The sequence below is a fragment of the Bradyrhizobium sp. USDA 4504 genome, from assembly GCF_054063995.1.
Window position 1 is genome coordinate 4,484,903 of record NZ_JBSSGV010000001.1, and the last position, 24,812, is coordinate 4,509,714.

Sequence of the window (24,812 nt, forward strand, 5' to 3'; positions counted from 1 at the left end):
CTGATCCGGCCGCCCCGCACGTAGAAGGTTAACGAGGGGTAGTGCGGGCATGACTTCTGTTGACACGGCGCAAGCTGACGGCTTGCAGACGAACTTCGACCAATTGCTGGCGGCGAACGGCATCCGGATGAGCGCGGCGCAGCGCCGGCGGCTCGCATGGTTGTCGGAGCGGCTCGGACCCGCGGTCGTCCATCAGGCCAGCTCAGTGCCGGCGAGGGACCATGGCGTCATCATCCTCGTCGAGCCGCCGAGCGGCCCCGCCGCCGAGATGCTTTACCGGTCGCTTCGCGCCAACTGCGCGGTCGTCGTCCCCTTCGGCGAGAATCCCGCCTTCGACTTCCTGAAATCCAAGTTGACCGACTTCGGAACGATCGGGCCGAGCTTCGATGGCCCGCATGAGATGTGGTGGGGCGGCCTCAATTGGCGCCCGATCGCGCCCGAGCAAGGCTCAAGGTCCGAGGCATCGCTGCGCGTGGTCTCCTGCTATCCCCGCGCTTGCGGCGACGACCATGCCCGCGCTCTCCGCGACAAGCTGGCCGAATTTCGGATCCCCTGCGATATCGCACCGATCGACACCGCAGACGGCGAGCACATGCGCGCAGCCGAGAAATCCGCCTTCTTGCTGCGGATGTGGGAGCAGCATCGCGAGCCGCTGCTGTTCATCGAGGCCGACGCAGTCCTCAGCGAGCCGCCAATGCTGCCGTCGTCCCTCGCATGCGACATCGCGCTTCACAAATGGAACCGGTGGGAAATGTCGGCGCGCACCCTCTATCTCGCCCGTTCGCCCGCCGCCGAAGCGGTGCTGCGCAACTGGCATCACATCGCGAGCGCCTATCCCGCGGTCTGGGAAGGCTATCTGCTCGACCAGGCCTGGAGCCTGACATCGTCACAGATGGCGCTCGACACCGTCTGGCTGCCGCGCTCATACCACGCTCCGGCCGAAGACGCCGGCACGCCCCGCCACACCACGGTCGTTCACGACCTGCCCACCGACAGCAGCGATCTTGGACCGGACGCCGAATTCGGCGTCGCGATGCGGGCCGCGCGGCGCGCCGGCCGCAGCGGCGGCCGTGACGCCATGATCGTGATCCGGTCGCAGGCGGCCTCGAATGATGCGATCACCGTGATCATGCGCGATATCGCGGACAGCGACGCGCGCGAAATGGCTGCCAGCATCGAGGCGGTCACCGGCGCGTTCGCAGCCGATTGCGGCGGGTTCGGCCGGCTCGAGCTCGCACTCTGCCCCTGGCAGGACGATATCCGCGCGGCGAAATCGGCCGCGAAAAGCGCAAATAACCGCATCATCGAGATCGCGCCGTGGCAGGCGCTGCCGGCCGACCTGTTCCGCACCGTGGGCCAGTCCCGCGATGCCGGCAGCGTCGTCGTGATGGCCGGGCAGCACGGCTGATTAGCGCCGGAAAGACAGAGCAAGGGAAGGACATCGACATCATGAAGACAATCATCCTTCTTACCGGCGTCGCCAACCAGCAATTCGCGCTTACCGAGCTGTTGAAGGCACACAATCCGGCGCTGTCATTCCGCTGCGCGGTAACGGCCGACGAGCTCGCCGCGATCGAGCCGGAGGTCTTGCGCGAGGCCCGGCTGTTGGCCTTCACCGCCAGCGTCATCGTGCCGGAGCACATTCTGGCGGCGCTCGGCCACGGCGCCTACAATTTCCATCCCGGCCCGCCGCAATATCCCGGCTGGGCGCCGGCGCATTTCGCGCTCTATGACGGTGCCCGCACCTTCGGCGCAACGGCCCATGTGATGGCCGCGCGCGTCGACTCCGGCCCGATCGTCGGGGTCGAGTCCTTCATCATTCCCGACAAGATCAGCGTGCGCGGGCTCGAACAGATCGCCTATGTGCGGCTTGCCCATCTGTTCTGGCGGATGTCGCGCGATCTCGCCTGCAATCCCACGCCGTTGGCGGAATTGGAGATCGCCTGGTGCGGAATCAAGAGCACCCGACAGATGTACCGCGAGATGTGTGAGCTTCCCACCGGCATCAACCCCAGTGAGCTGGCGCGCCGGATCCGCGCCTTCCACGACGACTTTCGCGGCATCCCGCTGACCTGCTCGTTGCACGGCATCCGCTTCCAGCTGGCAACGACTGCCATGCAGGTGCCCGAGGCACCACAGGTGGTCTCGCCGCCGCTCGCCGCGGCCTCCTGAGACTTGGCCTCAACCGCGCGTCGCACGGCCCCGGACCTCGCGGCGCTGCTGCAAGTGCGCCCTCACAGCACGCTCCGCGGCGCGCGCGGAGCCGAAATAGCCGCCGTCGAGGACGTCAAAGGCGCGGTCGGAGGAGAAGAAGCAGAAGCCGCGGCTATCGCTGACGACGATGCCAGCGGTGCGATCCGATACTTCGATGACATAGGCTTGGGACATTTGGGTTTGGGACATGCGTGTTCGATCGCCGAATGACGGCGCTCCAGTCAGATTGTCGGATGCTTTGGATTTGTCGAAGCGATCAACAACAACAGACGCCGGTCGCCGCCGAGACGCAGCGATGCTGCATGCGGCTTCGCATGTCGCACATCAAGCTGCGGTGGTCGTGTCTCATTGCGGTGGCCTTGAACAACGCGGAGTATCGCGCAGCAATATCCGGCCGAACCGCGCGGCGGTCAATGAAATGGCTGACCAAAGATAAGAGCCCGGCGCGACGCCTCATTCGCGGCCAGCGGAAAAACAGCACAGTTTTGGTGGTGACGGTCGTGGAGCGCTGAATTGGCCGGACACCGTGCATCCCGGTGCCCGGCCAAGGTCGCTCAGGGCAGGATCGGCGGGTGATAGGTGAAGGTCGCCATCAGGATCGCCGCCAACAGCATCACGATCGGGAAATGGATGAAGAACTGCACCGAGGTGTAGCCGATCAGATCCTTCGACTTCAGGCCGAGGATGCCGAGCAGCGGCAGCATCCAGAACGGGTTGATGAAGTTCGGCAGCGTCTCGGCGATGTTGTAGACCATCACCGTCCAGCCGAGATGCGCGCCGATGTCGTTGGCCGCCTTCATGATGTAGGGCGCCTCGATGATCCACTTTCCGCCCGCCGACGGCACGAAGAAGCCGAGCAGCGCCGAATAGATTCCGACCAGGAACGAAAACACGGTGGAATTGCTGGAGGCGCCGACGAACCAGTGTGCGATCGTGTCCGACAGCGTCGTGCCGCTGCTGTTCGGGACCTTGGTCAGGATCTGCGCAATGCCGGCGTAGAACGGAAACTGCAACAGTACGCCGGAGACACTCGGCATCGCCTTCGAGAACGACTCGATGAGGCTGCGCGGACGCCAGTGCAGCACGATGCCGAGGATGAGGAAGACGAAATTATAGGTGTTGAGGCCGGACAGCGTGATCAACGGATTGCCCGACTGGAACGTCTGCCACAACCAGCCGGCGGCAAGGAGCGCGATCAGGATCGTCAGCAGCGGGCTGAACTCGAGCCAGTCGCCCGGACGCGCCGGCTTCCTGGCCTCGATGCGATCATTGCCGAGCGCAACGCCGAGGTCTTCCGCCGTCCTGGCCTGCTCGGGCGCCGGCGTCGTGAAATAGCAGATCGCAGCAGAGACCACGGTCACCATCACGACGGTGACCATATTCTGCCAGGTCAAGATGGTTTCGGAGAAACCGATCACGCCGGTGATCGGCAGAAGCGATGCCGGAATGCTGCCGGCATTGGCCTGCAGCTGCGCGGCCGAGGACGTGATGCCGAGCGTGAAGCCGCAGCCGAGCCCGAGATAGCCGGCGGCGCCGGCCGCCCGGTAGTCGAGCCTGATGTCGGTGCGCCGAGCGATCTCCCGCACCAGAAGGCCGGAGAAGATCAGACTCAGGCCCCAGTTCAGCAGCGACAGGAAGATGCTGAGCACGCCGACAAAGACCACGGCGCCGCGCCCGGTCTTCGGCACGCTGGCGAGCCGCGCCAGCACGGCCGCCACCGGCGGCGACATCGCCACGACATAGCCGCCGATCGCGACCAGCGCCATCTGCATCGTGAAGGGAATCAGGTTCCAGAACCCGTCACCAAAGGCGCGGCTGACGGCGAGCGGCGAACCGCCATGCAGGATCGCGCCGATTGCGACCGCAATCACCGCGATCAGGACGAAGACGTAGGCATCCGGAAACCAGCGCTCCGCGAATGCTACCAGGGCTTGCGAAAATCGCGCGATGATGTTGTCCGCGACAGGTTTTCGTAAGCTCACGGTTTGATCGTGCGTTGCATTCGTCATCAATCTGATCCCCTTCCGGTAATTCGGTTACTGCCTTCAATCGGGTTCGTCATCAAAGCGCGAGCGTCAGATCGGTCAGCGGCACGGCCTGGCAGGCAAGGCACTGTCCCTCACTGCCATCGACAGCGCCGAGATGGGTGAACTCGCCATCGACGACCTGAACCGCGCAGCTTTCGCATTGCCCGACACGGCAGCCGCTCGGCAGCGCGACGCCCGCCGCACCCGCCGCATCAAGCAGCGTCCCCTGCTCCGGCCGCCAAGAAAAACTCTGCTTGCTGCCCGCAAGCCGGACGGTGCGCGGCGCAAGATCGCTCGGCACCGACGGCGGCGACACGAAGCTCTCGGCAAAGATGTCGAAGCGCGGCACGCCAAGCGCCGTCACGGCCTCGATCTGTGCCGCAACGAATTCCGGCGAGCCGCAGATGTAGACCAGCGGCCGGCGCGGCAACAGCGGCTTGACCTGTCCGAGATCAACCCTCCCCTTGCGCAACGCATGCGAGTCGATCGGGTCCTGCGCGAACTGCGCGGAATAGAACGTCACACGCTTCAGCCCTGGAATACCGGCTTCCAGCTCCGCAAGCCGCTCGGCAAACGGATGCTCCCGACTGCTGCGGCAGCCGTGGAGCAGCAGGATTTCGCCAACGCGATCTTGTGGGGCAATCCGTTGCAGCGTTTCGAGATGGCTGATGAACGGCGTGATGCCGATGCCGGCGGCGAGGAAGATCAGCGGCCGCTGCCCCTTCAATGGCGGCGTGAAGATGCCGCCCGGCGGCTCCAGCACGACCTCGTCTCCGACGGCAAGATGGTGCAGACGATCCGGCATGAAGAACGGCGCATCGCCACTCGGCGCCTCATTGAAGAAGCGCCCCTTCACCGCTATCGAGAGCACATCCGGCCGATCGCCCGACCCGGTCAGCGAATAGGCCCGTGCCTGCGTTGCGCCGGGCAGCGAGACCATCACGTGCTGGCCCGGCAGGAAGTCGGGCAGCGGACCATCGTCAAGCGGCAGCAGGTTGAGCGCGATGACATTATCCGCCTCGGCGCGACGCGCGCCGACCGTGAAACGCCGCTGACCGCTCCACAGGCCGCGACTGGCGACGCCGTCGCGCCTGATATCGCAGACGATCGCGCGCAGCGGGACGGAGCCGCTGACCGGATCGCGCGCATCGTCATGCAGCACGGCGTTGATGTTGCGGGTGTGGATGCCTGCCGTCGCGGAACGCTCGCGGCCGAGCGGCGGACAGTCTTCCCACCAGCCGAATTCGGCGACGACGACGCGATCGTCGAGCGCCGTATTGATGCGTATCTTCAGGCGCACGGCACCGCCATGCGTCTCCACCACGGCCCAGTCGCCTTCGGCAAGGCCGCGCCACTTGGCGAGCTGCGGATTGATCTCGACGGCCGGATCGGGCGACTTGCGCCGCAGCGAGGCGACGTGCCGATAAGAGGAGTGAACGAACCAGCCGCTCTTGGCGGTGGAAAGCACGAGCGGAAAGCGTGCATCCGGCGCTGCCGTGAGCGGGCTGCCGACCGGCTCGACATGGTCGGGCAAGGGATCATACCCGTGTCCCAGCATCAGCTCCGAATAGATCTCGACGCGGCGCGTCGGCGTCGCGAATCCGGCAACCGTTCGGTCCTCGCGCGCCACGGCGTATTTTTCGTCGCGGAAGATCTGCGGGAAGCGGCGGCCTTCGGGATGCGCGCGCAGATCCTCGACACCGATGCCGAGCGGCGCCAGCTGGTAATTCCACCCGGCCTTGATGTCGCCGCCGAAGAACAAGTCGCCCATCCCGAGCTTGAGCGCGAGCGCGGCGGCGATCTCGTAATCGGCCTTCACCTCACCGACCGGCTCGACCATGCGCGGGCGAAACTGCACGGTCTCGACAGCTTCCTGCGTGATCTCAAATCCGATCTTGAGCGCATCGCGCTCCCATGGCGTGCTGGCCGGCAGCACGAAATCGGCGCTCTCCGCGGTCGGATTCATGAACATGTCGATATGGACCTGGAATTCCAGCGCGTTCAGCGCGGCGCGGTTGCGCTCGGAATGGCCCTGCGAGACGACGAAGTTGGTGCCGAAGGCGACCAGCGCGCGCACCCGGTAGGGCTCGCCGTCGAGCACCGCCCTGCTGAAATCGCGCGCCGTGATCCAGCCCTTGGCCGGCGGGCCGAGCGGCAGCTCAGTAATGCCCAGCGCCTTCGCCTGCTGCTCCGGCGACAGGATGTTGTAGTCGTTGAGGGCACGGGTCGGCGGCGGCACCGGCCAGCGATTGCCGCCGGGCCGATCGCAAGCGCCGGTCAGCGCATACAACGTTGCAATCGTGCGCTCGATCGCGGTCGCGTTGGTGTGCTGGCCGACGCCGGTCCAGGAATGGTAGGCGAGCCGCGGCCGGCGAGCGAGCAGCGTGTTGAACGCGTCGACGTCCTCGACAGGAAGCCAGGTCAGCTCCGCGACGCGCGCCGGCGTGTATGGCGCAGCTCGCTCGACGAGCAGTTCGAACGCGGTAGCCGCCGCTATCAGCCGGCCGTCGCGTGTGCGGACCTGCAGCGCGCCACGCAGCTGGCCACAGCTCTCCGGCGCGTAGCGGGTGTCGCAAGGCACGGGCGCGCCCGACGCATCGAGACGAACGAAAGCCTCCGGCGCGCCATCCGGCCACAATGCGTCGGCGCGCAGGAAGCGTCCCGTCGCACGATCGACCAGCAGCGATCCATTGGTCCATGCGTTGACGAAATCCGCATCGAAGCTGCCGGTCGCGATGAGGTGACGGATCGCCCCCATCGCGAGCGCGCCGTCGGCGCCCGGGCGAATGCGCAGCCACAGATCGGCCTGCTGCCCCGAGCCGTTCGGCTTGGGATCGATCACCACGACCTTGGCGCCGCGCCGCCGCGCATCGGCGATCCGCGTTGCCTGGGCAAGCCAGGTCCGCGCCGGATTGTGGCCCCACAGGATAATCGCATCGGCCTTGTCGTAATCGGGAAAGCCGATGCCGCGGCCGAAGGTCAGCGCATGCGCATAGTCCTTGTGCCAGCCGCAGATCTCGACCGCATAGATCAGATTGGGGCTGCCGAAGCCGCGGATGAAGCGCTCGACCCACTCGAAACTGTCGACCATCGGCGTGCCGCTCGGCGTAGTGACGCCGAACGCCACCGCTTCGGCGCCGCTCTCGGCGCGGATTGTACCGAGCCGGGCGGCGATCTCGGTCAAGGCCTCGTCCCACGACACCTCGACCCAGCCCGGATCGGCGGCGCCGCGCGGCTGGGTCCGCTTCAGCGGGACGGTCAGACGGCGCGGGCTGGCGACGATTTCGGGCGCCGCCCTGCCCTTGGCGCAAAGCGCGCCGCCGGTCGGGTGGTTATTCAATACCTCTACGCCGACAAGACGCCCATCCTCGACCACGGTGACGGCACCGCAGCGCGAGCGACAAAGCGTGCAATAGCCGGGCAGCCGCTGTTTCACCGCCGTCTCACCTATCCCAGTCAATCCATGTGACGCATTTTTGTAATGCGTTACACATTTACGTCATACGCTACCGGCGGCGTCAAGGCTAGGTAATAATCAGCGACGAATCGGAGTTCCCAGCGAGAGGCGGCCACGACCACCGATGGACCAGAATTTGCGAGAACAGGTGGTGCAGCGGGTGCGGGCCGAGATCATTTCCGGGCAGAGCCTTCCGGGCACGATGTATTCGGTGCCGAGTCTCGCGGCGAGCCTCGGCGTCTCCTCGACGCCGGTGCGCGAGGCGCTGCTCGAGCTCAGCCGCGGCGGTCTGGTCGAGCCGATGCGCAACCGCGGCTTCAAGGTGGTCGAGCCGACGCTGACCGAACTGCGCAACTTGTTCGACATGCGCGAAGTGCTCGAGCTGCACGCCGCCGTGCTGGTCGCCACCAATCCGCCGAAGGATCTAACAATCGTGCGCGGCTGGGCCGACCAGATCGCCAGGGCCGTGGAGACCGACGACGTCCAGCTCTATCTGGAAGCCGACCGCAACTATCATCGCGAGTTCATCGCGGCCGCCGGCAACGACCTGCTGACCGACACGGTGATGGGCCTGCGCGACAAGATGCGGCTCTACGGCATCAGCTCCCGCGCCGGCCACGAGCGGCAGCAAGCGTCAGTGCCCGAACATTACCGGTTGATCGAGCTCGCGCTCGCCGGCGAGACCGAGGCGCTGACCGCCCTGCTCCGCACGCACATCCGCTCCTGGGAGCCGATCTTCGTCGATGCATTGCTGCGCTCGAAGGAGCATGCGCGCGAGCCGCTGCGGCAGGCCCGCGGCTGATGCGGAACGGAGGCAGTTAGCCGGTCGTGCTGACCGGCTAGTCCAGAATGCTCTTGTAGTGCTCCGAGAAGACATCGCGGCCGATGATCAGCCGCATCACTTCAGAGCTTCCAGCGAGGATTCGATTGACGCGCGCGTCGGTAAACATGCGACTGATCGGATATTCGTCCATGTATCCCGCGCCGCCGTGCAGCTGGACGCCAAGATCGAGCATCTTCCACTCGACCTCCGACGACATCATCTTGGCCTTGGCGCCCATGTTGCTGGTCAGGCGTCCGGCATTGTGCTCGGCCACGCAGTGATCGACATAGACCTGCACGAGATCGATTTCGGCATCCATCTCCGCCATGCGGAACTGGGTGTTCTGCTGTTCGGCGAGCGGCCGGCCGAACAATTTGCGGTCCATCACGTAAGCGCGCGTGATGTCGAACGCCTTGCGGCCGTTGGCGATCGATCCGACCGCGGAGATCAGCCGCTCCTCGGCAAGGCCTTCCATCAGATAGTAGAAGCCCCTGCCGGGTTCTCCCAGCACGTTGGCCTTGGGCACCTTCACATTGTTGAAGAACAGTTCGGCAGTGTCCTGCGCCGGCATGCCCATCTTCTTGAGATTGCGGCCGCGCTCAAAACCTTCCATGCCGCGCTCGACGATCAGGAGCACCATGGCATGCTTCTTCTCGGCGCCCGCGAGCTTGGCCGCGACGATCACCACGTCGGAATTGATGCCGTTGGAAATATAGGTCTTCGAGCCATTGAGCAGGAAATGATCGCCCTTGTCTTCCGCGGTCGACCGCATGCCGGCGAGGTCTGAGCCCGCGCCGGGCTCGGTCATCGCGATCGCCAGGATGGTCTCGCCGCTGACGCATTTCGGCAGGAACCGGTCGCGCTGCTCCTCGGTGCCGAAGCGTTTGAAGTAAGAACCGACCAGTCGGCTGTGCAGCGTGTTGAACCAGCCCTTGCAGCCCGAGCGCGCGGTCTCCTCGATGATGATCTGCTCGTAACGGAAGTCCTCGTCGCCCATTCCGCCGTATTTTTCCTCGGGCCAGATCATCAGGAAGCCGAGGTCACCGGCCTTCTTGAACGCGCTGCGGTCGACGATGCCGGCTTCCCGCCACTCCTCCATGTGAGGCGTGATCTCGCTGGCGAGGAACTTGCGGTAGGAGTCGCGGAAAATGACCTGGTCTTCGGTAAAGCTGCGCATCAATCACCCAATAGCGCTCTCGTGGAAGCCCACCGACGTACGGCGAGGCATCGTAAAAAGTTTAGAGCGCCGGTTCTGCTGCAATCAAAACCGACGCCCCGTCATCGAAACAGGCGATGCCCTACTTGCCCTTCCAGTTCGGCGCGCGCTTTTCGGCAAAGGCAGCCGCGCCCTCGCGGGCATCCTCGGATACGAAGACAGGACCGACGATCTCCTGCTGCCTCTTCCACATCTCATCTTCCGGCCAGAGCCGGGATTCGACGATCACCTGCTTGGATGCCTTGACGGCGAGCGGGCCGTTGGCGCCGATCGCTGCCGCGAGCTCAAGCGCGGCGTCGAGCGCCGGGCCATCGGTTACGCGATTGATGATGCCGAGTTGATGGGCGCGCTCGGCGCCGAAGAACTCGCCCGTCAATGCGAACTCCATCGCCACACGGAACGGCATCTGGCGCGGCATGCGGATTAGCCCGCCGGCAGCGGCCGCAAGTCCGCGCTTCACCTCGGGGATCCCGAACTTCGCGTTGCGGCTGGCGACGATCATGTCGCACGACAGCGCGATCTCCATCCCGCCGGCGAGCGCGTAGCCGTCGACAGCCGCAATCAGCGGCTTCTTCGGCGGGGCCTCGGTCAGGCCGGCGAAGCCGCGGCCGGGGATCGACGGCCGCTCGCCTTTCAGGAACCCCTTGAGGTCCATGCCCGAGCAGAATGTGCCGCCGGCGCCGGTGATGATGCCGACGCTCAGGGAATCGTCGGCGTCGAGCCGGTCGATCGCCGCGGCCACGCCCTTGGAGAGGGCGAGGTTGGCCGCGTTCTTGGCTTCCGGCCGGTTCAGGGTGATGATCAGTATCGGTCCGCGGACTTCAGTGAGGACCGGGGTTTCTTCGGACATCGCTTTGGTCTCCTGATCGCTTAACGCGGAGCCATGCGGATGGCGCCGTCGAGACGGACGTCTTCACCGTTGAAGTAGCCATTGGTGATCATGGTCAGCGCCAGATGCGCATATTCCTCCGGCATGCCGAGACGCTTCGGGAACGGCACCGACGCGCTGAGCGCGGCCTTGACGTTCTCCGGGGCGCCCTGCAGCAGCGGGGTGTTGAAGATGCCCGGCAGGATGGTGTTGACGCGGATGCCTTCGGCCATCAGGTCGCGCGCGATCGGCAGGGTCATGCCGACCACGCCGGCCTTCGAGGCCGAATAGGCCGCCTGCCCCATCTGGCCGTCTTCGGCCGCGACGGAGGCTGTATTGACGACCGCACCACGCTCGCCGTGCTCCAGCGGAGCCAGCGACAGCATGCCCTGCGCCGACTTGGCGATGCAACGGAAGGTGCCGACGAGGTTGATCTGGATGATGCGGTTGAAGGCGTCGATCGGGAAGTGGGTGGGCTCGCCGGTCTTCTTGTCGCGGCCCGCGGTCTTCACCGCATTGCCGGTGCCGGCGCAGTTCACCAGGATGCGCTCCTGGCCATGTGCTGCGCGGGCCTTGGCAAAGCCCGCATCGACCTGCTCGTCCGAGGTGACATCGACTTTGCAGAACACACCGCCGATTTCCTTGGCGATGGCTTCACCCTTCTCTTCGTTGAAGTCGAAGATCGCGACTTTCACGCCTTGCGCAGCCAGCGCGCGCGAGGTGGCAGCACCAAGGCCGGAAGCCCCACCGGTGACGACGGCGGCGACCGATGAATCGAGTTTCATGGCAATATCCTTTCGCGATCACATGCGTTCGATGATGATGGCGGGCGCCATGCCGCCGGCGGCACACATGGTGACCAGGCCATAGCGGCCGCCGCTGCGCTCGAGCTCGTCGAGCGCAGTGCCGATCAGGATCGATCCGGTCGCGCCGATCGGATGGCCGAGCGCGATCGAGCCGCCATTGATGTTGACCTTCTCGCGGTCCAGCTCGAGGTCGCGGATAAACTTCTCGGCGACGACCGCGAAGGCCTCGTTGATCTCCCAGACGTCGATGTCGTTCTTGGTCAGGCCGGCCTTGGCGAGTACCTTCTTGGCCGCCGGAACCGGCGCGTTGAGCATCAGGGTCGGATCGTCACCCTGGTTGGCATAGGCCACGATGCGGCCGCGCGGCTTGAGGCCGTGCTTCTCGGCATATTCCTTCGACGTGATCAGCACCGCGGCGGCGCCGTCCACCACGCCCGAGCTGTTGCCGGCATGGTGCACGCCCTTCCACTCGAGGTCCGGATAGCGGCGCTGGATCTGCTTCTTGAACGTCGTGCCGTTGCCGAGGTCGAAATCGGCAAGCTGCTCGAAGCTCGGCTTCAGCGAAGCAAGGCCTTCAGCCGTGGTCTCCGGACGCGGGAATTCTTCACGATTGAGCGCAACGCTGCCGTCGTCGTTGAGGACGGGGATCACCGACTTGGCGAAGCGGCCTTCATCGATGGCCCGCTTGGCGCGCTGCTGGCTCGTCAGCGCCAGGGCATCGCAGGCCTCGCGGCTGATCCCCTCGCGCGTGGCGATGGCGTCGCCGCACACGCCCTGGTGCGACTGCGGGTGAATCTCGTCGAGCGCCGGATTGCCCGAACCCATCATCCGCGCCGGCTGCCCGGCCTTGGAGCGCTCGGCTGCCAAGGTCTGTTGGTAGCTCATCATCTCGGTGCCGCCGGCGATGACGCAATCTTCCATCCCCGACATCACCGACGCTGCCGCGAGGTTCACCGAGGTGATGCCGCCGCCGCAGAAACGATCCAGCGTCGTGCCGCTGGCGTTGATATCGTAGCCTGCCGCGAGCGCCGACATGCGTCCGAGATCGCCGCCCTGCTTGCCTTCCTGAGTCGATGTCGACCAGATGATGTCATCGACGGTCGACGTGTCGAGCTTGTTGCGCTCCTTGAGCGCGCCGAGCACCGTCGCGGCCAGATGCTGCGGATGCAGGTGCGACAGCGCTCCCTTGCCCGGCTTGCCGATGCCGCGCGGCGTGCGAACAGCGTCAATGATGTATGCTTCAGACATGCGTTTCCCTTTGCTTCGAATGTTTCGTTAGCTTGCGCTCGTACCGATAGTCCCAGCCGTTTCCGCGAGGCATCAACGGTGTGGCGTCACCGCAAGCGGCTCGGCAATCGAGTTGCGCTGATCTTCGAAGTACCCGAAGCGCGGCACCTGGCGGAGTTGCGGCTCGTCGGCGCAGGCAGGCTTGTCGCAACCATGCGCAAACAACGGCGCGCCGGGCGCGGCGGCGTGGGGACCGAGAGCATATTTTTGCTCTTGCGGCAGATAGATCAGCTGGCCGATCTGGGTAAGCGTCAAGGTGAGACGCGACACCGTCGATCGGGGAAGACCACAGCGATCGGCGATTTCGCGATTTCCCAGGCGTATGCTTCGACCTTCGAAGCAACGCACGATGTCGAATGCGCGCGACACCACCTGGATCACGCGCCGGTTGTCCGTGCCGGTGGTCTCTTGCGCCATCAGTACCTCAGATCGACGTCCCATCGTTTACGCCTCACTCCTCATTTTCCATACGGGTGATCGAAGCCCACTCTGGTTCGGGCGGCAGACGCCGATCCGCGACATCACGGCCGGGCGCGCATCGCTCGCGCGCCCGAACTGATGTGCGGGATTCGGCGGCAGGGGTCCGCGGCGCGCTCCGCGTGGGCGGCTGCAGCGGTGCTGCACGGGTTTTTCCGGGATCGACGGTTTGACGCGATGGCCGGTCGCTCCGGCGTTCGGTCTGCCCGCGGTGATCACACCGACGTTGCGCTCGGCAAAGCGTGCGGCGGGCTCGGCAAGGTCATTCTCAGCCTGTTCGAGGCCGCTGCGCACGGAATGCACGAGCACCTTGTTTTCCAGCCAAGTGAGGCCGCGGCCGCGCGGGGCAAGCAGCTTCGGATGTCTCTGGCCGGCCAGCATCAGGCGGATTCTTTCCCTAGGGTTTTGGGCTTTAATTAATTGATTAATTAGTCAGGTGATTAAAGTGGGCGCTCTCCCCTGTCAACCGCCCTCGCTGCAGGGCGTCCCCGCGCTCAGCCCGCACCTTCACCCCAACGCCTGTCAGCGCAGTGATCGCGGACCTGTCGTGATGAACTTCGTCAGATTCAGACCGCTGCCGAACGGCGATCGAAATTCCGCGCGCGATAGCGGACATGCCCCGACGATTTGCCGGCCGGTGCGAAACGCAGGCGCGAGCAATTGAGGGGGGAGATCAGGAAGCGGCGTGAGGAAGCAGGCGATAGCGGTTGCCGGAACAGACGCGACCGCTGGCCGGGATGACCGCTACGAGGGCGGACTTAAGCTATGAAAGCTTGGTGGGCGCACCAGGGCTCGCGTGCATTGAACCTCCAGTTTGATTTCCTCTTGTCGGAATGGGGCAAGGCAAATTTCGAGCGAGCCCGGACCAACTAACGATAAGGCGTCGGGGATTCGAGGCGCTGGTCCGCTGCATCGCTAAGCCCACTATTCTCGAAGCCCTCTTTTCTACCTACGGGCAGGCAAACTCGCGGGGTCGCCTCCTGATACCCCGTCAAAGGCCTCCTTTCGCCCGCAATTCCACTGCGAGAGGGTTGGAACCAGTTAGGTGCCGGCCTCGGGAGGCTCGCGTCGCGAAATGTCGGTTGCGGAAAGTGCCGAGAAGGTCGGAGCGGATCGCTCGATGTCGTCGGATTCCTCCTCCATCCAATTGAAGCGATCTTTTTGCCATGCCCGGACAAGCTCCGCCTATCGCCGGCTGAGCAGGATGTTGCGGTGCTGCAGATCCTTGATCCTCTCGGGCGCAAAGTCGAGCTGGCCAAGGACGTCTTCATTGTGCTCGCCCTGATAGGCCGGCATGCCGGGCGACGGCAGTTCCGAGCGGCTGAAGATCCAGGGATTGCCCGGCATTCGGACCAATCCGCCGGCCCGGTCATCGACCTCGACCACGGCATTCCACTCCTTGGCCCAATCGGTCTCCACGAACTCGTTGACGGTGCGCACGCGCCCAACCGCGAGCCCGGCTTCACTGACTTGCGCCTGCAACTGCTCGAGATTCTCGAACGTCGTAATCCAGGCGCGGATTTCGGCGAGCAACGGCGCGAGGTTCTGCCGGCGCAGGCTGGCGGTGGCGTAGCGGGCATCGGCCAGCAGATCGCTTCGCCGCATCATCGCGCAGTAGCGCGTGAACATCGGCGAATAGATCGGGCTGGCGGCGATCGTCAGGCGGGTGCCGTCGGACATCTCGAAGATGTGCGACTCATTGGCCGACAGCGCGATAGGCTCGCCGTCGGTGTCGATCCCCGACATCATCGCGCCGGCGCGCTCGTTGACCGACAGCATCGTCGCAGCCATCGACACGTCGACGTGCTGTCCCTCGCCGGTGCGGTTGCGATGCTGGAGCGCGGCGAGCACGGCGATCACGCCCTGCAGCCCGGTATAGACATCGGCATGGCTGCATGAATCGCCGCGTGGCTCCGACAATGCCGCACCGAAATGGTCCTGCACGATCGAGGTCAGGCCGGTCTCGGCCTGCACGGTAGGCGCAAAGGCCGGCCGGTTGCGCCAGGAGGTCGACTGCCCGTAGCCGCTCAGCGAGACATAGATGATGCCGGGGTTGAAGGCACGGACGTCGTCGTAGCTGAAGCCGAACCGCGCCAAGGTGCCGGGACGGAAATTCTCGACGATGACGTCGGCTCCCCTACACAGGCGGGTGACTATCTCGCGTCCCTCAACATAGTTCAGGTCGATGCTGAGATTCCGCTTGCCGGCGTTCTGCTGCACGAAATAGAGACCCATACCACCGACGTAAGGCAGTCCGGCGCGGCCAATGTCGCCGGACGGCGGCTCGATCTTGGTGACCTCGGCGCCGAGGTCACGCAGCGCCTTGGTGCAATGCGGACCGGCCAGCACGCGAGTGAAATCGACCACCCGCAATCCCTGAAGAGGCGCAGCCGACATCGTCAGTCTCCCTCGAAGACAGCTGTTGCCGGGCCCGACGCGAAGAAGGCGTCGGCGCCGCGCTGGCGATCCCTGGCCTTCCAGATCATGTCGTTGATCTCGACCTGTCGCGCGTCGGCAGCGGCGACGCCGCCGCGCGCCTGCAGGTTCGCCTGCATCTTGACGCCCGCGATGACCTTGGTCGGGCCGGCGGCGAGCTGCCGGGCCATGGTCATCGATGAAGCGCCCAATTCGGCTTCCGGGACGACGAGGTTGATGATGCCCCAGCGTTCGAACGCCTCGGGCGTGTGACGGCGGCCGAGCATCGCGATCTCCTTGGCCCGCGCGATGCCGGCGCGTTGCGCGATGCGCTGCGTGCCGCCGAGCAGCGGCAGCAACCCGACCGCAACCTCGACCTGGCCGAGGAACGCGGTGTTCGCTGCGATAATCATGTCGCAGGTCAGCGCGAGCTCAAGCCCGCCGCCAAGCACGCCGCCATTGACGGCGGCAACCGTGGGAACCGGTACATCCTCGAGACTACGCCAGATTTTTTCGAGGCCCGCCTGATCGGTGTGCAGCTTGGTGCCGATTCCCCAGGACGCCATCTCCGCGCCGGCGCAGAAGTGCCGCATCGAGCTACGCAGCAGGATAGCGCGGCAGCCGGCCGCAACCACCGCGTGGTAGGCGCCGACCACATCGTTGATGAGCTGGTCGTCGAGCAAATTGTGCGGCGGCTTCGCCAGCGTCACCACGCCAACCTTGCCGTCCATCTCGTGAAGTACTGTCGTCATCAGGTTCCCTCCGCTCGATACAAAAGCCGGCCGGCAGCGCTTTCGACGCAGCGTCACGGCGGTCAGACGTCTCCTCGCTGCGGGCCTGCCCGGCGCAGATCCCGCTGTTCTGATGATTTGAATGTCGTCCGTCATAACAAACGTGACAACGTCAAGCTCTGCCAATTATGATGTCGAAGATTGCCAAACGGCCGGAAGAGCCGTTCGTCGGCCTGTCAATCTGTGCCAGCCGGACGTGGAGGAAGTGCCATGAAGCCGATCAAGATCGTGATGCCGATCTCGAGCGACCCCGATGCGCCGACGCAGAGCCTGCTCGGACTCGGCGCGCTGGCCGCCGAGCTGGCGGCGCAGGGCGTGTCGGTTCGGGAGCTGTTTGCACGGACCGGTCTCGATGCCTCCCAGCTCGAGGATCCCCACGCTCGCATCTCGCACCGCCAGCGGCTGGCGATCTACCGCAACGCGATGCGGTTGGCGAAGCGCTCTGATATAGGGTTGCTCGCAGGCGCTCGGCAGCGCATCAGCGATTACGGCATTTACGGCTATGCGCTGGGGTCGAGCCGGACATTCGGCGAAGCGCTGATGTTCTCACTCGATCACATCACCATGGCCGGGCCGGCGGTCAGGCAGATCAGCTTCCGGATCGAGCACGGGACGACCGCGATCCTTCGCAGCCATGGGCTCGACCCGCTCGGCGAGCTGCTGCCGTTCGCCGCGGAATTCTGGCGCAGCTCGATGACCGCGGTGTTCAGCCGCATCCTCGAGTCGCCGTTCCCGAGCAAGAGGATGATCTTTCCGTTTGCCGCACCCGTGCACTGGCGCAACTACGAGCGGATGTTCAACTGCCCGATCGACTTCGGCGCCGATCGCATGGAATGGCATTTCGAAGCCAAGGTGCTCGATCTGCCCTGCCCCAACGCGAACCCGATCACCGCGAAGATCTGCCAGCAGCTCTGCGACGTCGTCTTGACCGAGCGGCCCGGCGAATCCGAGCTAGTCAGGCGGATCAGAGCCGCCTGTCTCAACAGCCCCAGCCGATTTGCGGGCGCGCCGGAGATCGCATCCAAGCTCGGGCTGTCGTTGCGAACGTTCCACCGCAGGCTGGCGGAGGACGGGCAGTCGTTCCAGTCGATCGTCGACGGGATGCGGCAGTCGATTGCGACAGAGTTGCTCGAGAACACCCATCTGGCAATCGATCAGGTCGCCGAGCGTGTCGGCTTTGCCGACGCTACCAGCTTCCGCAAGGCGTTCAAGAAGTGGACCAACCGCTCGCCGTCGGACTTCCGTCACCCTACAGCGCAGCGGCCAGCAGCGTCGCCAGACGCGTGACCAGCAGCAGCGATAACCCGACCGCAAATGTCAGGAGCTGTCCGAAGCGGAAGTCGTCTGGATCGAGCGCCGCGTTCTGGAGCTGTGCGTAGGTTAGCAGCGATTGACACTCCATATCACCCTCCCGCCATCAGGCATGGTTGTTTTCGGCAATCACGGCATCGGCGGGCCCGATCCTGCCGACGCATGAGCCGAAGCCGATGCCCGCAAAACCTTCCAGGCTGCAGCGGCCGCGGAAGGTGACCTCGTCGCCGTCCTCGAGGAAGCTGCGGCGCTCGCCGCTCGGAAGCACGGCCGGCCGTGATCCGGCGGCGGTGAACTCGAGCATGCTCGAAAGCTGCGCCGGGCTAGGCCCCGAAATGGTGCCAGTGCCGATCAGGTCGCCCGGCAGCAGATTGCAGCCATTGATGCTGTGATGCGCGATCATCTGCGCCGGGGTCCAGTACAGGTATTTGGCATTGGATGTGAGAATCGCCGCGGCGGGCTGGTTCGCGGCGCGCATCTGCGCGGTCGAGAGCAGGACCTCGAGGTGGACATCGAGTCCGCCGTGCGATTGATCGGCCGCGTCGAACAGATAGTCGAGTGGACGCGGATCGCCGTCCGGCCGCGCCAGCGCCGCGACGCGGAACGGCGCCAGCGCATCCGACGTGACGACCCACGGTGACACCGAGGTAGCAAAACTCTTGCTGAGGAACGGTCCGAGCGGAAACATCTCCCAGCGCTGGATGTCGCGCGCCGACCAGTCGTTCAGCAGCGAATAGCCGACGATCTGCTGCGATGCTTCGGCGATCGGGACGGGATTGCCGAGCCGGTTGCCGGCAGCGAGGTAGAAGCCCATCTCGAGCTCGAAATCCAGCCGTTCGCACGGGCCAAAGCCCGGCGCTGCGCCCGCCACCGTGGGCGGGCGTTGCCCGAGTGGCCGTCGCACCATCCCGCGCCCCACTTGCACCGACGAGGCACGGCCGTGATAGGCGATGGGCACCCATTTGTAGTTCGCGGGAAGCGGATTTTCCGGCGTCAGCAGCGCGCCCGCCGCCCGCGCATGATAGATGCCGGCGTAGAAGTCCGTGTAGTTCGAGATGCGTGTGGGCAGATGCAGCGTCGCATCCGCGATCGACGTCAGCAATTCGGAGGCGCGGCGCCTGGTGTCATTGGCCGCGCTGCCCTGCCCCAGCAGATCGGCGGCGCGGCGGCGCAGCTCCCGCATCGCCATAGGTCCGAGCGCGAACAGCGCATTGAGCGTGCCTTGCTGGAGCGCCTGGCGGATCGGCGCCGCGAGGTGCTCATCGGAACCGAGCGCTCGCTTCAAGTCGAAGACGAAATCTCCGATCGCGGTGCCGATCCGGGGCTGCGGATCGGCCGCGGTGCTGAAGATGCCAAGCGGCAGATTCTGGATCGGGAAGTCGGTCGCGCTGCCGTTTGCCGTCTCGACAAAACTCCGCCGTGCCGGGTCGTGGGTCTCGTCGAGTTGAACTGCGTTGGTCATGCTGCCTTCCAGGTTCCTCGATCCGTGCCGTCCATTGTCACGAGGCTGCGGCTGCGAGAGCCGGCCGCTCGCTGGCCAAAGCCGCTCCGATCTCGGATTGGATGAACTGCGCCGCAAACGCCTCGCGTTCGCGCGCAGCGCGCTCGCTGCGATCCGTTACCGAGAACAGCCAGACGAACAGGAAGGCGAGCGGCATCGAGACCAGAGCCGGATTGTCGTAGGGGAACAGCGCCGTCGGAAAGCCGAGGACGGCGATCCAGACCGTCTTGCTCAGCACGACCAGCACGACCGACGCGACGAGGCCCGCGAGACCGCCGGCGACGGCGCCGCGCGTCGTGGTGCCACGCCAGAACATCGCCATCGCCAGCACCGGAAAATTGCAGCTCGCGGCCACCGACAACGCAAGTCCGGCCATGAACGCCACGTTCTGGTTCTCGAAGGCGTAGGCCAGCAGAACCGCAACGACGCCGATGGCCACAGCCGAGACCTTCGAGACCAGCAGTTCGCGCGCTTCGGATGCCTTGCCGCCGGCCAGCACCTGGCCGTAGATGTCATGACTGACGGCGGAGGCGCCGGCGAGCGTCAGGCCGGCGACGACGGCAAGGATGGTCGCGAATGCCACCGCGGAGATGAATCCGAGCAGCAGCGGACCGCCCATCGCGTGGGCGAGATGGATCGACGCCATGTTCGGCCCGCCAACCAGATCGGCGATCTTGTTGAACTGCCCGGATGCCGCGACATTGAAATAGCTCGGATCCGTCATAAGGATCGCTGCGGCGGCAAAGCCCAGCACCGGAATGATCCAGCAGAAATACGCGACGCAGGCCGTCGCATAGAACACCGATTTGCGGGCCGCGGCGGCGTCCTTCACCGTGAAGAACCGCATAAGGATATGCGGCAGGCCGGCAGTGCCGAACACTAGCGCGAGGCCGAGCGAGATGGCGGACACCGGTTCGGCGAACAGTCCGCCGGGGACCAGAATAGCGGCTCCCTTGGGATGGACGTGGCTTGCGGCCTCCAGCAGCCGTCCAAGGCTGAACTCGAAATGCCACAGGGCAGCCAGCGCGAGCAGCGTTCCGCCGCACAGCAGCAGCACTGCCTTGGTGATCTGAACCCAAGTGGTCGCCTGCATGCCGCCCACGATCACATAAAGGATCATCAGCACGCCGACGCCGAGCACGGCGAAGATGTAGTTGATGCCGAAAAGCAGCTGGATCACCTTGCCCGCGCCGATCAGCTGCGCGATCAGGTAGAACAGCACAACGACGAGACTTCCGGTCGCGGCGACGAGCCGGACCGGCGTCCGCTGCAGGCGAAACGCGGCGGCATCCGCGAAGGTGTAGCTGCCCAGATTGCGCATACGCTCCGACATCAGGAACAGCACTATCGGCCATCCCGTGAGAAAGCCGAGCGCGTAAATGAAGCCGTCGAAGCCGTTGGCGTAGACCAGCGCGGATATGCCGAGAAATGCGGCCGCCGACAGGAAATCGCCAGCGGTCGCCAGACCGTTCTGCACCGGCGTGATCGCGTGTCCGGCGGTGTAGAAGCCCGCCTTCGATCCGGTGCTGCCGGCCGAGCGCCAGGTGATGACGAGCGTGACGGCGACGATAATCAGGAACATTCCGATCGCGATCCAGTCGGGCCCACGCGCCGCCGCGGCGGACGCGCCCTGGGCCATCGCCGCGAATGGAAACACCACGCAAAGTGCGATCAGCAGCCATCTGGCGATCATCGGCCGAGCTCCCGATTGACTCTGCGCGCGAGTTCGTCGAAGCGCGTGTTCGAGCGCTGAACATAGAAGGCGGTGAAAGCGATGATCGCCGCAACCATGAGAAGGGCGAGCGCGAAGCCGAGCGGCATCGCGCTGCCGGCGAAACTCGCGCCGAGCGCGGCTTTCGCGGTCGAGATCAGCGCGATGAAGCCGAAGAACATGACCAGCGTCAGGATGGAGAGCCACCATCGCAACCTCGCGCGGCCTGAGACGAGCTCTCTGAACGCGCTATCGGCAAGGATTTTTCGCGTGCGCTCGGGCGACAGTTGTGGCATCCGATTCCTCCCTCAGAGACATTTTCCGACCGTCGCGTCCTTCCGCGTGCGTTGCGCCGCAGGGATTCGGGGCTCAGGACGTCTCTGTTCCGAGGCTCTGAGCATTAGAATCCGGACCACATCCGGCAAGGTGATATCCTGCCAAACTCCGGGTGATTTCATGCCATGCTGGGTGCGCCGCGATTGTCGCGCCATCGCCTGTCTCGACATCCCGGGACGATGCACAAGCCGGACAGTCGTAATTCGCCTGTCAGCCGACCTACGGGCTGTCGTCGATGCCTGGGCGGCAAAGCAGGACGATACTCCCGGCCGCTCTGAGGACGTCCGCCGGCTCATCGAGTTCGAGCTAACTGTATCGCCCACGGCGCTGCGCGCTGAACGGCACAGCCCCAGGGAGCGCGCCCGCGAATTGGCAGGCGACGCAATCCACAAGGTGACCGACAGTACAGCCAGCCAAGACGATCAGGCCAGCCGCAAGCGCAAGCTCATCAAAAGGCCGGAGCGGTTTCACAAGGGTACGCCGCGACAGAAATCTAAAATGATCACAGCCTCAAGATCATTGCCCCATAATAGGATCGAAAGCTTGCTTCGCGCGTTGAATGAGTCAGCCCAAATGGGAGGTCAACAATGATTAAAGAGCGAGACCGACGGGCGCCGACGGCTGCGGAACGCGAAGCAAACAAGGCATTCAAAACTGTCAGGCCGAAGGATGCTATGACGGATTACGCCAAAGCGCAAAAAGCGGTCCATGATAATCGAGAGCGCCTAAAGGCCGAACGGCTGGCGCGGGAGGCAGAAGCGGCCAACCGCACAAAAGCAGACTAAGCGTCCCATGTGGATGATCACGGAGGACCAAAGTTTGTGAGGGTGAAATGGCCCTGCACTTCCGCCGAGTCGATACTGAACTGGAGATTTGGATCGCAAGCAGCGACGACTATTCATTCGTCATCAGCAACGAGAGCCGGAGTGGACCTGGATTGCATGGAGAGCCGGGCTTTGTTGCATCATATCGCCCCGACTTTCTGAATATGCCAGCGGCTCACGTATCCGGGTCTCCCTTCAGTTCGTTCGCTGAAGCCGAGCGGGCCTGCAATGCGTTCCTGGGGCGCCTCATCATTAAGGGATGACTACCGTTATCCGCCCGCCGCGGCTATGGCTTCTTCTGCGGCATCGCCGTGGCCGGCCGTTGCAGTCTACGCCGGCAAAGCCAAAGAGCAGACCATCGCCGAATTCCTGCTCAACATCATCCCGAAATAATCCTTCGTGCCCGAAGCGTTTATCGGCTCGTTCAAAAGAAAGGCTTGCAGAGCAAATCGAAGTTTATCGATTGCGATACTGGTTCCGTAACTGGGCTCAATGCGCACGAGGTCCGTCATATGGGTCCAAACCGATCTCGGCGGTCCGCTTCGCCTTGGTCGGCTTTCCTCGCGAAGAAACGCGATCGTCGCTCATACGGTCTGGTTGCAGATTCGAGTCCCGCCGGACCCACCAGCAAATCAATTACTTGTCGGGTGGTGTCCCTTCATCGCCCATTTAGGATCATCCACCCGAAATGCCTCACGCCTTCGCGGTAACCATTCTCCACAGCACCTCGGTCAGCACCGCGTAGCCCTTGTCGAGGGCCGCGGGCGCCGTGAACTCGCGCGGATTGTGGCTGAGCCCGCCCTCGCTCGGGACGAAGATCAGCGAGGACGGAACAGATTTCTGGATGGCCAGCGCGTCGTGGCCGGTGATGGTCTTGAACGTCATGGCCTTGAAACCGAGATCCGCGGCGACAGAAAGAACCAGTGCCACGCCGCCGGGATCAAGCACGGTCCCCGCTCGCCTCTCGTCGGCAGCGATCGAGATACCAACGCCGATCTCGCCCGACTCACGCGCGATTCGCTTCAGAAAGCGATCGCTGATCGCCGAGACCACGGCTTCGGCCTCATGCCGGATCTCGAACCAGACCCGAACACGGCCCGCCACGACATTCGGCGAGTTGGGATAAACGCTGATGCGCCCCGCGGAGGCATGGGCGCCCGCAGTCTCCCTCGCGACCTCCTGGTACAGCGCCTCGATAGCCCGGGCCGCTGCGCGCAGTGCGTCGCGGCGGAGCGCCATCGGCATCGGTCCGGTGTGCGAGTAGTCGCCTTCGAACATCACCGATATCTTGCGCGTCATCCACGCGCCGGACACTGCGGCAATGTCGCCAGCCGCCTGCTCCAGGCGATCGCCCTGCTCCACATGCAACTCGACATAGCGCACCGGATTGTGTTCGAGGGGCGTCGTCCCGCAATAGCCGATCGCGGCCAGCGCCTCGCCCAGGGTGACGCCCTCTGCGTCGCTGCACGCATATGCATCCTTCAGGCTCAGGGCGCCGGCGAAAACCGAGCTGCCGGTCAGGCTGGGCTGGAAGCGGGCCCCCTCCTCATTGGTCCAGTTCACGACGGCGAGGTTGCGTCGCGCGGCGCCGGGATTGGCACGGCAACGCTCCCTGACGGCCTCGACCGCGAGGATTCCGGCGAGCACGCCGAAGACCCCGTCATATCGTCCTCCGGTCGGCTGGGAATCGAGGTGCGAGCCGGTCATGACGACGTCCGTGGACGCCGGCGCCAGCATCGCCACGCCAAATAGATTGCCGATCGCGTCGATCCTCGGAACAAGGCCGCGATCGGCGATCTCGTGCAAGAAGAGGTCCCTCGCCTGCTTGTCGCGCGCCGTTCCAGCCAGCCGACACACGCCACCGTCGTCGGTCGCACCGATCCTGGCAAAGCGCGCGATGAGGTCATGCAATGCGGTCATGTCTGCTCCAGCGATGCGATCCAGTTCCTCAGCTCGGTCTGCCGGCAATCATGGCTCAGAATGTCGCGGTGAAGTGCCAGTTTCCAGGCGAGATCGCCACGCCGTTCGTCCGCCTCGAGCGCCGAGAGGTCGGCGGCATAACGCGCGAGCGCGTCCAGATCGGCAAAGAAACCCTCGTCAACCAGGAGCTGTCCGTAGCGCCGGATGACGGCGACGACGTCGTGCAAGCGATATTCGGGATGATACTGCACGCCCCAGAATAGCCCGCGACCGAAACGGATCTCCGCCGCCTGAACCTCGCACATGGTATTCCAGGCGGTGACGGTTGCGGACTGCGGAAGGCGGGTGACAATATCGCTGTGGATGGCCGGCGCGTCGAACACCGCCGCACGGCCAGCATGCATGGGATGAGCGCGGCCTTCAGCCGTCAGCATGATCCTTCGCGCGAACCCGACCTCGCGCCCCGCCGGGTTGAGACCGACCTCGCCGCCCGCTGCGACCGTGGCGAGCTGCAAGCCCCAGCACGAGCCGAACATTGGCACTCCGCGAACGAAGATCTCGCGCACGAGGTCGATCTGCCGCAGCGCTTCGACCTCTCGCTGGTAGATATTGAGGGCCGACCCGGTGATCGCGATGCCGTGGTAAGCTTCGAGCGGTTGCGGCAGCGCGAAGCTCGCATCCGCCGGTGTCGCGATGTCGACGACGACGCGAGGTGCAAGCGACCGCAGGACCGCCGCATAGCTCTCCGCAGGCATTGCGCCCGCCGTCTCGGCGATCCGTCGCCGTCCGGCCAGCGTGTTGCCCTCGAGAACGAGCAGCCTCAGCACG

General features: G+C 64.8%; 23 protein-coding genes and 1 pseudogene. 7 read left to right on the forward strand and 17 right to left on the reverse strand.

The window, feature by feature from the left end; all coding sequences use genetic code 11:
* Positions 1-49 precede the first annotated feature (49 nt).
* Positions 50-1,408, forward strand: coding sequence for a hypothetical protein (locus ACVMB1_RS21155; protein WP_456849221.1), 1,359 nt, complete (start codon positions 50-52; stop codon positions 1,406-1,408).
* A gap of 38 nt (positions 1,409-1,446) precedes the next feature.
* Positions 1,447-2,172 carry a formyltransferase family protein gene (locus tag ACVMB1_RS21160; protein WP_456849922.1) on the forward strand — a complete coding sequence of 242 codons (726 nt, stop codon included), beginning with the start codon at positions 1,447-1,449 and terminating at the stop codon, positions 2,170-2,172.
* 9 nt (positions 2,173-2,181) lie between these two features.
* Here ACVMB1_RS21160 and ACVMB1_RS21165 read toward each other — a convergent pair whose 3' ends face one another.
* Positions 2,182-2,403: a hypothetical protein gene (locus tag ACVMB1_RS21165; protein ID WP_168856081.1), complete on the reverse strand. Its 222-nt coding sequence runs from the start codon at positions 2,401-2,403 to the stop codon at positions 2,182-2,184.
* A gap of 17 nt (positions 2,404-2,420) precedes the next feature.
* Here ACVMB1_RS21165 and ACVMB1_RS21170 point away from each other — a divergent pair, with 17 nt between their 5' ends.
* On the forward strand, positions 2,421-2,726 hold the full coding sequence (locus ACVMB1_RS21170) for a hypothetical protein (RefSeq protein WP_456849223.1): 306 nt from the start codon (positions 2,421-2,423) through the stop codon (positions 2,724-2,726).
* Positions 2,727-2,768: 42 nt separating this feature from the next.
* On the opposite strand, the gene ACVMB1_RS21175 is transcribed toward ACVMB1_RS21170, so the two are convergent.
* Together ACVMB1_RS21175 and ACVMB1_RS21180 are read right to left on the reverse strand one after the other, a co-directional pair.
* Positions 2,769-4,223, reverse strand: coding sequence for a short-chain fatty acid transporter (locus ACVMB1_RS21175; protein WP_456849225.1), 1,455 nt, complete (start codon positions 4,221-4,223; stop codon positions 2,769-2,771).
* A gap of 52 nt (positions 4,224-4,275) precedes the next feature.
* Positions 4,276-7,677 (reverse strand): molybdopterin-dependent oxidoreductase, encoded by a 3,402-nt coding sequence (locus ACVMB1_RS21180; protein ID WP_456849227.1) that lies wholly within the window; start codon positions 7,675-7,677, stop codon positions 4,276-4,278.
* 145 nt (positions 7,678-7,822) lie between these two features.
* Between ACVMB1_RS21180 and ACVMB1_RS21185 the strand changes: the two genes are divergently transcribed.
* Entirely contained in the window at positions 7,823-8,500 is a 678-nt protein-coding gene (locus ACVMB1_RS21185) for a GntR family transcriptional regulator (protein ID WP_456849229.1), read from the forward strand.
* 37 nt (positions 8,501-8,537) lie between these two features.
* Here ACVMB1_RS21185 and ACVMB1_RS21190 read toward each other — a convergent pair whose 3' ends face one another.
* The 8 genes and pseudogenes from ACVMB1_RS21190 to ACVMB1_RS21225 form a co-directional block, all read right to left on the reverse strand.
* The gene (locus tag ACVMB1_RS21190; RefSeq protein ID WP_456849231.1) at positions 8,538-9,698 is read right to left on the reverse strand and encodes an acyl-CoA dehydrogenase family protein; all 1,161 of its coding nucleotides are present in this window, start codon (positions 9,696-9,698) and stop codon (positions 8,538-8,540) included.
* Between the two features lie 121 nt (positions 9,699-9,819).
* Complete coding sequence (locus ACVMB1_RS21195) at positions 9,820-10,587, reverse strand: crotonase/enoyl-CoA hydratase family protein (RefSeq protein WP_076834289.1); 768 nt, start codon at positions 10,585-10,587, stop codon at positions 9,820-9,822.
* A gap of 20 nt (positions 10,588-10,607) precedes the next feature.
* Complete coding sequence (locus ACVMB1_RS21200) at positions 10,608-11,390, reverse strand: SDR family NAD(P)-dependent oxidoreductase (protein WP_028336964.1); 783 nt, start codon at positions 11,388-11,390, stop codon at positions 10,608-10,610.
* 18 nt (positions 11,391-11,408) lie between these two features.
* A complete protein-coding gene (locus ACVMB1_RS21205; RefSeq protein WP_456849233.1) occupies positions 11,409-12,659 on the reverse strand; it encodes an acetyl-CoA C-acetyltransferase in 1,251 nt (416 codons plus the stop codon).
* Between the two features lie 216 nt (positions 12,660-12,875).
* Positions 12,876-13,139: pseudogene (locus ACVMB1_RS21210) on the reverse strand (helix-turn-helix domain-containing protein); the annotation flags it as partial.
* A gap of 3 nt (positions 13,140-13,142) precedes the next feature.
* Positions 13,143-13,556 carry a hypothetical protein gene (locus ACVMB1_RS21215; RefSeq protein WP_456849235.1) on the reverse strand — a complete coding sequence of 138 codons (414 nt, stop codon included), beginning with the start codon at positions 13,554-13,556 and terminating at the stop codon, positions 13,143-13,145.
* An 804-nt stretch (positions 13,557-14,360) separates the two neighbouring features.
* A complete protein-coding gene (locus tag ACVMB1_RS21220) occupies positions 14,361-15,572 on the reverse strand; it encodes a CaiB/BaiF CoA transferase family protein (RefSeq protein WP_076834220.1) in 1,212 nt (403 codons plus the stop codon).
* A gap of 2 nt (positions 15,573-15,574) precedes the next feature.
* Positions 15,575-16,342 (reverse strand): enoyl-CoA hydratase/isomerase family protein, encoded by a 768-nt coding sequence (locus tag ACVMB1_RS21225; protein WP_057020596.1) that lies wholly within the window; start codon positions 16,340-16,342, stop codon positions 15,575-15,577.
* 249 nt (positions 16,343-16,591) lie between these two features.
* On the opposite strand from ACVMB1_RS21225, the gene ACVMB1_RS21230 reads away from it, so the two are divergent.
* Entirely contained in the window at positions 16,592-17,668 is a 1,077-nt protein-coding gene (locus tag ACVMB1_RS21230) for an AraC family transcriptional regulator (RefSeq protein WP_456849237.1), read from the forward strand.
* On the opposite strand, the gene ACVMB1_RS21235 is transcribed toward ACVMB1_RS21230, so the two are convergent.
* From ACVMB1_RS21235 to ACVMB1_RS21250, 4 genes are read right to left on the reverse strand one after another with little or no spacing between them, the layout of a single operon-like run.
* Positions 17,631-17,783, reverse strand: coding sequence for a hypothetical protein (locus tag ACVMB1_RS21235; protein WP_159109497.1), 153 nt, complete (start codon positions 17,781-17,783; stop codon positions 17,631-17,633). The genes ACVMB1_RS21230 and ACVMB1_RS21235 overlap by 38 nt on opposite strands.
* Before the next feature lie 15 nt (positions 17,784-17,798).
* A complete protein-coding gene (gene fahA / locus ACVMB1_RS21240; protein ID WP_456849239.1) occupies positions 17,799-19,154 on the reverse strand; it encodes a fumarylacetoacetase in 1,356 nt (451 codons plus the stop codon).
* A gap of 37 nt (positions 19,155-19,191) precedes the next feature.
* Positions 19,192-20,886, reverse strand: coding sequence for a cation/acetate symporter ActP (gene actP / locus ACVMB1_RS21245; protein WP_076834226.1), 1,695 nt, complete (start codon positions 20,884-20,886; stop codon positions 19,192-19,194).
* Complete coding sequence (locus ACVMB1_RS21250) at positions 20,883-21,200, reverse strand: DUF485 domain-containing protein (protein ID WP_083715219.1); 318 nt, start codon at positions 21,198-21,200, stop codon at positions 20,883-20,885. The genes actP and ACVMB1_RS21250 overlap by 4 nt, the downstream gene beginning before the upstream one ends.
* 627 nt (positions 21,201-21,827) lie before the next feature.
* Here ACVMB1_RS21250 and ACVMB1_RS21255 point away from each other — a divergent pair.
* Both ACVMB1_RS21255 and ACVMB1_RS21260 read left to right on the forward strand, forming a co-directional pair.
* On the forward strand, positions 21,828-22,025 hold the full coding sequence (locus tag ACVMB1_RS21255; RefSeq protein WP_076834229.1) for a hypothetical protein: 198 nt from the start codon (positions 21,828-21,830) through the stop codon (positions 22,023-22,025).
* 267 nt (positions 22,026-22,292) lie between these two features.
* On the forward strand, positions 22,293-22,457 hold the full coding sequence (locus ACVMB1_RS21260; RefSeq protein ID WP_158074243.1) for a hypothetical protein: 165 nt from the start codon (positions 22,293-22,295) through the stop codon (positions 22,455-22,457).
* A gap of 300 nt (positions 22,458-22,757) precedes the next feature.
* Here ACVMB1_RS21260 and ACVMB1_RS21265 read toward each other — a convergent pair whose 3' ends face one another.
* Both ACVMB1_RS21265 and ACVMB1_RS21270 read right to left on the reverse strand, forming a co-directional pair.
* Positions 22,758-23,984 (reverse strand): Zn-dependent hydrolase, encoded by a 1,227-nt coding sequence (locus ACVMB1_RS21265; protein WP_057020601.1) that lies wholly within the window; start codon positions 23,982-23,984, stop codon positions 22,758-22,760.
* Positions 23,981-24,811, reverse strand: coding sequence for a type 1 glutamine amidotransferase (locus ACVMB1_RS21270; protein ID WP_141339851.1), 831 nt, complete (start codon positions 24,809-24,811; stop codon positions 23,981-23,983). The genes ACVMB1_RS21265 and ACVMB1_RS21270 overlap by 4 nt, the downstream gene beginning before the upstream one ends.
* Between the last annotated feature and the right edge of the window lies 1 nt (position 24,812).

Excerpts from the sequence above, each read along its gene's own strand:
- ACVMB1_RS21155 (WP_456849221.1), top strand. The coding sequence starts at position 50 with ATGACTTCTGTTGACACGGCGCAAGCTGACGGCTTGCAGACGAACTTC.
- ACVMB1_RS21165 (WP_168856081.1), bottom strand. The coding sequence starts at position 2,403 with ATGTCCCAAACCCAAATGTCCCAAGCCTATGTCATCGAAGTATCGGAT.
- ACVMB1_RS21170 (WP_456849223.1), top strand. The coding sequence starts at position 2,421 with ATGACGGCGCTCCAGTCAGATTGTCGGATGCTTTGGATTTGTCGAAGC.
- ACVMB1_RS21175 (WP_456849225.1), bottom strand. The coding sequence starts at position 4,223 with ATGACGAATGCAACGCACGATCAAACCGTGAGCTTACGAAAACCTGTC.
- ACVMB1_RS21185 (WP_456849229.1), top strand. The coding sequence starts at position 7,823 with ATGGACCAGAATTTGCGAGAACAGGTGGTGCAGCGGGTGCGGGCCGAG.
- ACVMB1_RS21190 (WP_456849231.1), bottom strand. The coding sequence starts at position 9,698 with ATGCGCAGCTTTACCGAAGACCAGGTCATTTTCCGCGACTCCTACCGC.
- ACVMB1_RS21195 (WP_076834289.1), bottom strand. The coding sequence starts at position 10,587 with ATGTCCGAAGAAACCCCGGTCCTCACTGAAGTCCGCGGACCGATACTG.
- ACVMB1_RS21200 (WP_028336964.1), bottom strand. The coding sequence starts at position 11,390 with ATGAAACTCGATTCATCGGTCGCCGCCGTCGTCACCGGTGGGGCTTCC.
- ACVMB1_RS21205 (WP_456849233.1), bottom strand. The coding sequence starts at position 12,659 with ATGTCTGAAGCATACATCATTGACGCTGTTCGCACGCCGCGCGGCATC.
- ACVMB1_RS21215 (WP_456849235.1), bottom strand. The coding sequence starts at position 13,556 with ATGCTGGCCGGCCAGAGACATCCGAAGCTGCTTGCCCCGCGCGGCCGC.
- ACVMB1_RS21220 (WP_076834220.1), bottom strand. The coding sequence starts at position 15,572 with ATGTCGGCTGCGCCTCTTCAGGGATTGCGGGTGGTCGATTTCACTCGC.
- ACVMB1_RS21225 (WP_057020596.1), bottom strand. The coding sequence starts at position 16,342 with ATGACGACAGTACTTCACGAGATGGACGGCAAGGTTGGCGTGGTGACG.
- ACVMB1_RS21230 (WP_456849237.1), top strand. The coding sequence starts at position 16,592 with ATGAAGCCGATCAAGATCGTGATGCCGATCTCGAGCGACCCCGATGCG.
- ACVMB1_RS21235 (WP_159109497.1), bottom strand. The coding sequence starts at position 17,783 with ATGGAGTGTCAATCGCTGCTAACCTACGCACAGCTCCAGAACGCGGCG.
- fahA (WP_456849239.1), bottom strand. The coding sequence starts at position 19,154 with ATGACCAACGCAGTTCAACTCGACGAGACCCACGACCCGGCACGGCGG.
- actP (WP_076834226.1), bottom strand. The coding sequence starts at position 20,886 with ATGATCGCCAGATGGCTGCTGATCGCACTTTGCGTGGTGTTTCCATTC.
- ACVMB1_RS21250 (WP_083715219.1), bottom strand. The coding sequence starts at position 21,200 with ATGCCACAACTGTCGCCCGAGCGCACGCGAAAAATCCTTGCCGATAGC.
- ACVMB1_RS21255 (WP_076834229.1), top strand. The coding sequence starts at position 21,828 with ATGATTAAAGAGCGAGACCGACGGGCGCCGACGGCTGCGGAACGCGAA.
- ACVMB1_RS21260 (WP_158074243.1), top strand. The coding sequence starts at position 22,293 with ATGCGTTCCTGGGGCGCCTCATCATTAAGGGATGACTACCGTTATCCG.
- ACVMB1_RS21265 (WP_057020601.1), bottom strand. The coding sequence starts at position 23,984 with ATGACCGCATTGCATGACCTCATCGCGCGCTTTGCCAGGATCGGTGCG.